Raw genomic sequence first — 6,383 nt, forward strand, 5'->3', positions numbered from 1 at the left:
AATGCCGGGTGGAATGGGCGGCGGACAAAGCTCCACGCAGAGCTCGACGCAGGTTGCGACCAAGACGCCCTGGGATCCGGCTATTCCGGGTTTGCAGCAGTCGCTTACGGACGCAAAGACCCTCTACAACGCGGGCATCGGCAGCCAGATCTACGGCGGCCAGCGGGTCGCGGACTTCTCGCAGAACCAGCAGGCCGGCATCCAGAGCACGATGGACCAGGCGGCGTCCGACAATGCCGGCGGGATCGGGACCAGCTACCTGCAGAACCTGTTGGGCTCCAACGGCATCAGCCCAACCACGCAGCAGGGCCTCGGCATGCTGGCCGCTGTCCCGAACGTCGACACCTCGCGTTTGTCCAGCCTCGCTGATTCCATCGGCAGCGCGTCGAACCCGATCAATCGAACTGCCAACGATTTCATGTCGGGCGCCCGGGATCTGACTACGATCCCGCAGCTCCAGGGCCTGTTCAACCAGACCCAGGCGCCGAGCTACGCCGAGCAGAACTTGGCGGGCGTGGCCCGGGGCGACTACCTCGACCCGACCCAGAACAAGATCTTCCAGAACCTCGTCGACACCTCCTCCCACAACGCGCTCCAGGCGCAGAAGGAGGCGTTCGCGGCCTCCGGGCGGTACGGGTCCGGCAGTTTTGCCGGAGCGGCCAACAAGGCGGTCAACGACACACAGAGCCAGCTTTACGCCAACCAGTACAACACCGAGCGGGCCAATCAGGCGTCGGCCAACAGCCAGATGGATGCGGCGATGCAGGGGCGGCTGGGGCTGGGCCAGAGCATCACCAACGACATCTCGAACGTTCAGAACACCAACAACCAGAACCGGCTGGCCGGCGCCGGGATCGGGCAGGCCCAGCAGGCGGCGCAGGCCGGCGTGCTCGGTCAGGTGCTCGACGGTGACGAGTTCAACTCCAACCTCGGAGTGACGAAGGCGCAGGGGTTCATCGGGGCCGGGCAGCAGGGCACCAGTGCCGCCAATCAGGCCGCGGGGCTGCTGCCGTCCGTGGATGCGCTGCGCTACGCGCCCGCCTCGAACCTGCTTCAGGTCGGCGGGCTGCAGCAACAGCAGAACCAAGCCGGCCTCGATGCGGCCCAGCAGTACTTCCAGGACACCCAGACGGTGCCGTGGCAGGCGCTCGGCCAGTATGCCGCCTATCCATTGGCAGTCGGCTCACAAGGCGGACAGACCGTCACCCAGGGCACCAGTCAGACCAAGACGAGCGGCGTCAGCCCGCTGCAGTCGATCCTGGGCCTGGGAACGTCGTTGCTGGGGCTCGGCACGGGGGCGGGCAACTCAACCTTGGGCGGCACCCTGCTTGGCGGTTTGTTCGGCTCGGATGAGCGTCTGAAAGAAGATATCCGCCCGGTCGGCGAGCTGCACGACGGTCAGCCTGTCTATGCCTATCGCTACAAGGGCGATCCGCGGACCCAGATCGGCCTCCTGGCCCACGAGGTGGCCGAGAAGAACCCGGATGCCGTTGGGCCGATCGGCCTCGGCGATCTCCTGGGCGTCGACTACGGCAAGGCGACGGACAAGTCCGCCCAGATGGGCGCCAAGGGCAAGCGGAAGGGCAAGGGCAGTCAGTCGGGCGGATCCTCGCCGGCAGCACCTCCGGCCGAGCCGCCCCGCATGACCATCATCATGTCGGATCAGTCGGGCGCCGGGCCGGGGCTGGGCAATGCCTCCGGTCAGGGCCTCCCCGCGGACGGTCTCGGCGGCCTCATGGCCGCACTGATGGCCAGCGACATGCGCTCCGGCTCTGCCCCACCGTCCGGCCTCCTCGCGCACGCCCTGCAGGCGGTGATCCCGCGGGAGCCCGAGCCGGTCCGCACCGGCGCCCCGAAGCATCAGACCCGCGGCAAGCGCCGCGAGGCGGCTTGAGGAGGAGCGCCGTGGATCACCTCGACGTGGCTGAGCCCCCGCAGAACGCCCCCGCCGACCTGTCGGGCTTGTCCGATCTGGAAATGCGGACGCTGGCCTGCCGGACCGAACTGGCGACCCTGTTCCGGGCGATCCAGGGCGTCGCCGGCCTCGCCGCGACCAACCTGGAAGCTGGCGGCTCGGTCCAAGAATTGGTCGCGCTGTTCAGCACCCTCGGCCAGCTCGATCGGCAGGCCAGCGACGATGCCGAGCGCTACGGCGCCCTTCTCTCTTCGGCGGGGTCGGCGTGATGGCCGGCAGCCCGCCCCTCTCCTCGTACCGATAGGTGCCGCCCATGGCTTCCGGTTTCGGCTCGCTCCCGATGTTCGACAACCTGTCAGCCGCCGACATGGCGGACCTGCTGCAGCGCCTGAACATCGGGCAGCAGGATCAGCGCGACAGCGGCATGCAGCCCGGCACGCAGGGGCAGCCGCCGCAGGCCGGGCCGGTCGGCCTCGGCGATCTCCTCGGCGGCGCCGGCCACAGCGCGCCGCCCGTCGCCATGAGCGAGGCGGATGCGCAGCGCTTAGAAAGGCAGCAGGCCGGTCCGCAGGATCTTGCGGCGCTGGGCGGGAGTCCTGCCGATAGGTTGCTGTTTGATCGCGCTGGTTTCGGCGGGGGTGCCAACGGCTTCACGGGCACGTCGGGCGCGACCCTGCCGGATGCCTTCGCCGCGCGTCCGACGCCCCTGCCGCCCGGCCGGCCGAGCGATGCCGACCTGATGGTGCAGCCCGCGGCTACCGGATCGGTCTCGGGCATGAACCCGACCCCAGTTCCGCCCGGAGGTCGCCCGCCTGCCCGGGATGCGGAATACGGGCGTGGTGTCACCGATAGCGCCGGCACCTCGTCTGCGGCGCAGATGATGCCCGTGAACAGCTTCGATCCGCTCACGGGCCAGCCGGTCTCGGGCACGCCGCGCCCGATCGGCGGGCAGCAGGCGCCGGCCTCGCCGTTCGGCGGCAACCCGGCGGTTCCGGCCACGAGTGCCCAGACCGGGAGCATGATGGATCGGTTCCGCCAGGGCGTTGGCGCGACAAACCCCGCCATCGGCGATCTGCTGTTTCACCTCGGCATCGGCATCGCCAGCAATCGCGGCATCGGCCCCGGCATCGCTGCGGGCCTGCAGAGCTACGGCACCAGCCAGGCCGGCTCCACCAAGCAGCTCTTGGAGCAGTACAAGCTTCAGCAGGAGATCCAGGGGCAGCAGGACACCTACAACCACCTGACCCAGAACCTGAAGCTGGATCCGACGACCGCACGGGCAGCGATGCGCAATTCGACGCTGCTCACGAACGTGCTGGCCCAGGCCAAGCCGAACCTGCAGACCATCGGGGGGCAGATCTACGACCTGAACAAGAACGGCGGCGTGCCGGGCCAGGCCAACTTGGTCGGTCCGGCGGATGGGCCGCCGTCCGGGTATCGGCTCGCGGCGGACGGTAAGAGCCTTGAATTCATCCCCGGCGGTGAGGCCGACCCCGCCGTGAAGGAGCGCAATGCCCGGGCGGTCGCCACCGACAAGGAGCAGACCCCGCTCCTCGACATCGAGGCCCGGCGCAAGGTCGGCATTCCGGACAACGACACGCGGGCGGCCTGGGCCGACCCGAACGGCAAGGTCACGTTCAACGACGGGCCGCCACTGATCCAGGGCCGCCCAGGACAGACCGTCTACGAGCGCGGGTCACTGAAGCCGATCCTGACCGTGCCCTCGGCCAAGCCGGACGGGTTCGACACGGAGACCAAGCTGCGGGGCGAGTTCTCGAAGCAGCTCGGCACCTTCGCGGACGTGCATGACGGCTACGGTCGGCTGATCGCGGCCACGAAGCAGCGCGAGGCCAACCCCGGCTCGGTCTCGCCCGCCTCCGACATCTCCCTGGTGTTCGGCTACATGAAGATGCTCGACCCCGGGTCCGTGGTCCGAGAGGGCGAGTACGCCACCGCCAAGAATGCCGCTGGTGTCCCCGAGCGGGTGCTGAACGCCTACAACAAGGCGCTCAGCGGCGAATTCCTGTCCGACAACCAGCGCAAGGACTTCCTCAACCAGGCGTCCGAGCTCTACGGCACCGCCCGCAAGACCGCCGAGGGCGTCGCGGACCGCTACCGCAACCTCGCCAGCTCCTACGGCGCCGACCCGGGCCGCTCCGTCTACCTGCCGGAAGCCCCGACGCCGCCCAAGCTCGGCCAGCCGGCGCCACAGGCTGGAGGCGCCGCTGCCCGGTATCAGGCTCTGATCCAGGGCGGCATGTCGAAGGCCGACGCCTTCGCGCAGATGCACAAGGAGGGCCTGTAGATGGCCGGCGGCGTCACCTTCGATCCGGCCGAGTTCGAGGCTTTCAAGCAAGCGGCTGGCGGCCCTGCCCCGGCTGGCGCTGGCGGCTTCGACCCCTCTGAGTTCGCGGCATTCAAGGCCGAGCAGACCCGCACCGACACCGGCCGGGAGACGGGTGCGATGAATGCCGCCGCCCGCGGCCTCGTCGACGGCATCCCGGTCGCCGGCCCGTACATCCTCGGCGGCATCGACCGCGCCGACGCGGCGGCCCGCGCGTACATGGGCGGCACGGACTACGGGAGCGAGGTGGCGAAGGCGCAAGCCTACGGAGCCGACGTGAAGGCCGCGCACCCCTACGCCAACACGGCGGGCGAGGTGGCCGGCGGCATCGTCGGGACCGCCCCCCTGATTGCCGCGGCGCCTGCCGCGTTCGGGGCAGGCACGGGCGGCCTGATCGGGCGCTCGCTGATCTCGGCCGCCAGCGGGTCGGCGCTCGGCGGCGCGGACGCCGCGGTTCGGAATGACGGGGATTTGATAGCGGCTCGCAATGGCGCCATTGCTGGCGGCGCGCTGGGAGCGGCAGCCCCCGCTGCAGGCGCTGCCCTCGGCGCTGGGATGCGAAACTTCTACGAGATGATCGGCTCGCGGCTCGGGCCGTCGAGCGGGTTCAGTCCCGCCGCGACGCGCGTGCTGGCCGAGGACGCGGCCAACTCCGGCGGCGTCGCCCCGATCCGCTCCCGCATGGGCGAACTCGGGTCCGAGGCCATGCTGCTCGACGCCTCGCCCTCGTTCCAGGGGCAGGCGCAGGGCCTCGCGGTTCGGCCGGAGACCCGGGAGGCCGTGACGGCGCCGATCATAACCCGGGCGGGCGGTATGACCGACCGACTCGCCAGCGACATCAACGGTGCGTTCGGGCCGGCCATTAGCCCGCAGGCTGCCACCGACACCTTCGCGGCCATGCGCCAAGTGCCGAACCAGGCTATCGGCGCGGCTGTGGATGGCGCTCAGTCTCCCGTGAGCGCTCGGCCGGTTCTCGGCATGATCGACGACCGCCTGCAGACGGCGCGGGGCGCCGAGGAAACCGTGCTGCGGCGTGCCCGGGACATGCTCGCCCATACCGACCCAGAGACCGGCTGGACGACCATCGCCGATGATCCCCGCATCCTGCACAACGTGAAACAGGAGATGGATCGGGTCATCAACTACGGTGATCCTGGCCTTGGCGTGACCCCCGGGGCTCTGGCCCGGAAGGATGGCGCCGCCCAGGCGGTGCGCGGCCACCTCAACGACCTTCTGCGCGACCAGGTGCCCGGCTACGGCGCGGCCAACGACGTGTCGGCGGCGCTCGCCCGGCGCATGGAGGCCGTCGACCAGGGCTCACAGCTCCTGCGTTCCGGCCAGGGCGCGACGCCGCCCCAGGACCTCGCTCGACAGCTTGCGGGCATGCCCCAGGGTGAGCGCGACGCCATGGCGATCGGCACCCGCGGCGCCATCGACCAGGCGGTAGGCACCCGCAGGAACGACCTCGTGGCGATGCAGAACCTGCTGCAGGGCGAGGGTGGGTGGAATACCGCCAACCTCGCGCAGCTCCACGGGCAGGCGCCAGTGGACCGCGTCGTCGGCGCGGTGAACCGGGAGGCCGCGTTCGATCAGGCCAACCGCCGGATCGTCGAGGGCTCTCAGACGGCGCAGCGTGGCCAGGCGGCCGATCGGGTCGCACCTCGAACCACGCTCGGCAACGACATCGGCGGGACGGTCGCGGGCGCGATCGGAGGCCCACAGGGCTGGGCTCTGGCGCAGGCCGGGCGTGTCGCGCGTGCCGGGATCAACGCCGCCGGGCAGGCAGCCGACGTAGCCCGCAACCGGCAGCTCGCCGACGCGGTGACGCTCACGCAGGGCGACCGGCTTAACGCGCTGCTCTCGGCCCTTGAGGCGCGTGGGGCAATGCAGCAGCGGGCGGCGGCCTTCGGCAACCTTGCGGCACGTGGCGGGCAGGCGGCGATGCTATCTCAGGCAGATCGGGTTCGGCCCTACCTGCCGGCGGCTCTGCCTGCCTTCTCGCGGTAGAGGAGCGCGCCGCCGGTGATCCAGAGCAGCACGAAGAATATCCAGATCCCGCCCTCGCCGATCCTGGCGGATAGCCAGTCGCCGATGCTTGGGGCCGCGGCATGCGCCGCCCATCCC

At 70.3% G+C, this 6,383-nt stretch carries 4 protein-coding genes; all 4 read left to right on the forward strand.

What is annotated here, in order from left to right:
* Window position 1: 1 nt before the first annotated feature.
* Genes BM228_RS27395 through BM228_RS27410 form a run of 4 tightly spaced genes read left to right on the forward strand, consistent with a single transcriptional unit; the run spans window position 2 to window position 6,266 of the window.
* Complete coding sequence (locus tag BM228_RS27395; RefSeq protein WP_139234227.1) at window positions 2–1,894, forward strand: tail fiber domain-containing protein; 1,893 nt, start codon at window positions 2–4, stop codon at window positions 1,892–1,894.
* An 11-nt stretch (window positions 1,895–1,905) separates the two neighbouring features.
* Window positions 1,906–2,184, forward strand: coding sequence for a hypothetical protein (locus BM228_RS27400; protein WP_092045599.1), 279 nt, complete (start codon window positions 1,906–1,908; stop codon window positions 2,182–2,184).
* A gap of 44 nt (window positions 2,185–2,228) precedes the next feature.
* Entirely contained in the window at window positions 2,229–4,220 is a 1,992-nt protein-coding gene (locus BM228_RS27405; protein ID WP_092045601.1) for a hypothetical protein, read from the forward strand.
* Window positions 4,221–6,266, forward strand: a complete 2,046-nt coding sequence (locus tag BM228_RS27410) for a hypothetical protein (RefSeq protein ID WP_092045603.1) — start codon at window positions 4,221–4,223, stop codon at window positions 6,264–6,266.
* Window positions 6,267–6,383: the final 117 nt, after the last annotated feature.

The organism is Methylobacterium pseudosasicola (genome assembly GCF_900114535.1).
Taxonomy (GTDB): Bacteria; Pseudomonadota; Alphaproteobacteria; order Rhizobiales; family Beijerinckiaceae; genus Methylobacterium; species Methylobacterium pseudosasicola.

Coding starts and splice junctions, on each gene's coding strand:
- BM228_RS27395 (WP_139234227.1), top strand. CDS start 2: ATGCCGGGTGGAATGGGCGGCGGACAAAGCTCCACGCAGAGCTCGACG.
- BM228_RS27405 (WP_092045601.1), top strand. CDS start 2,229: ATGGCTTCCGGTTTCGGCTCGCTCCCGATGTTCGACAACCTGTCAGCC.
- BM228_RS27410 (WP_092045603.1), top strand. CDS start 4,221: ATGGCCGGCGGCGTCACCTTCGATCCGGCCGAGTTCGAGGCTTTCAAG.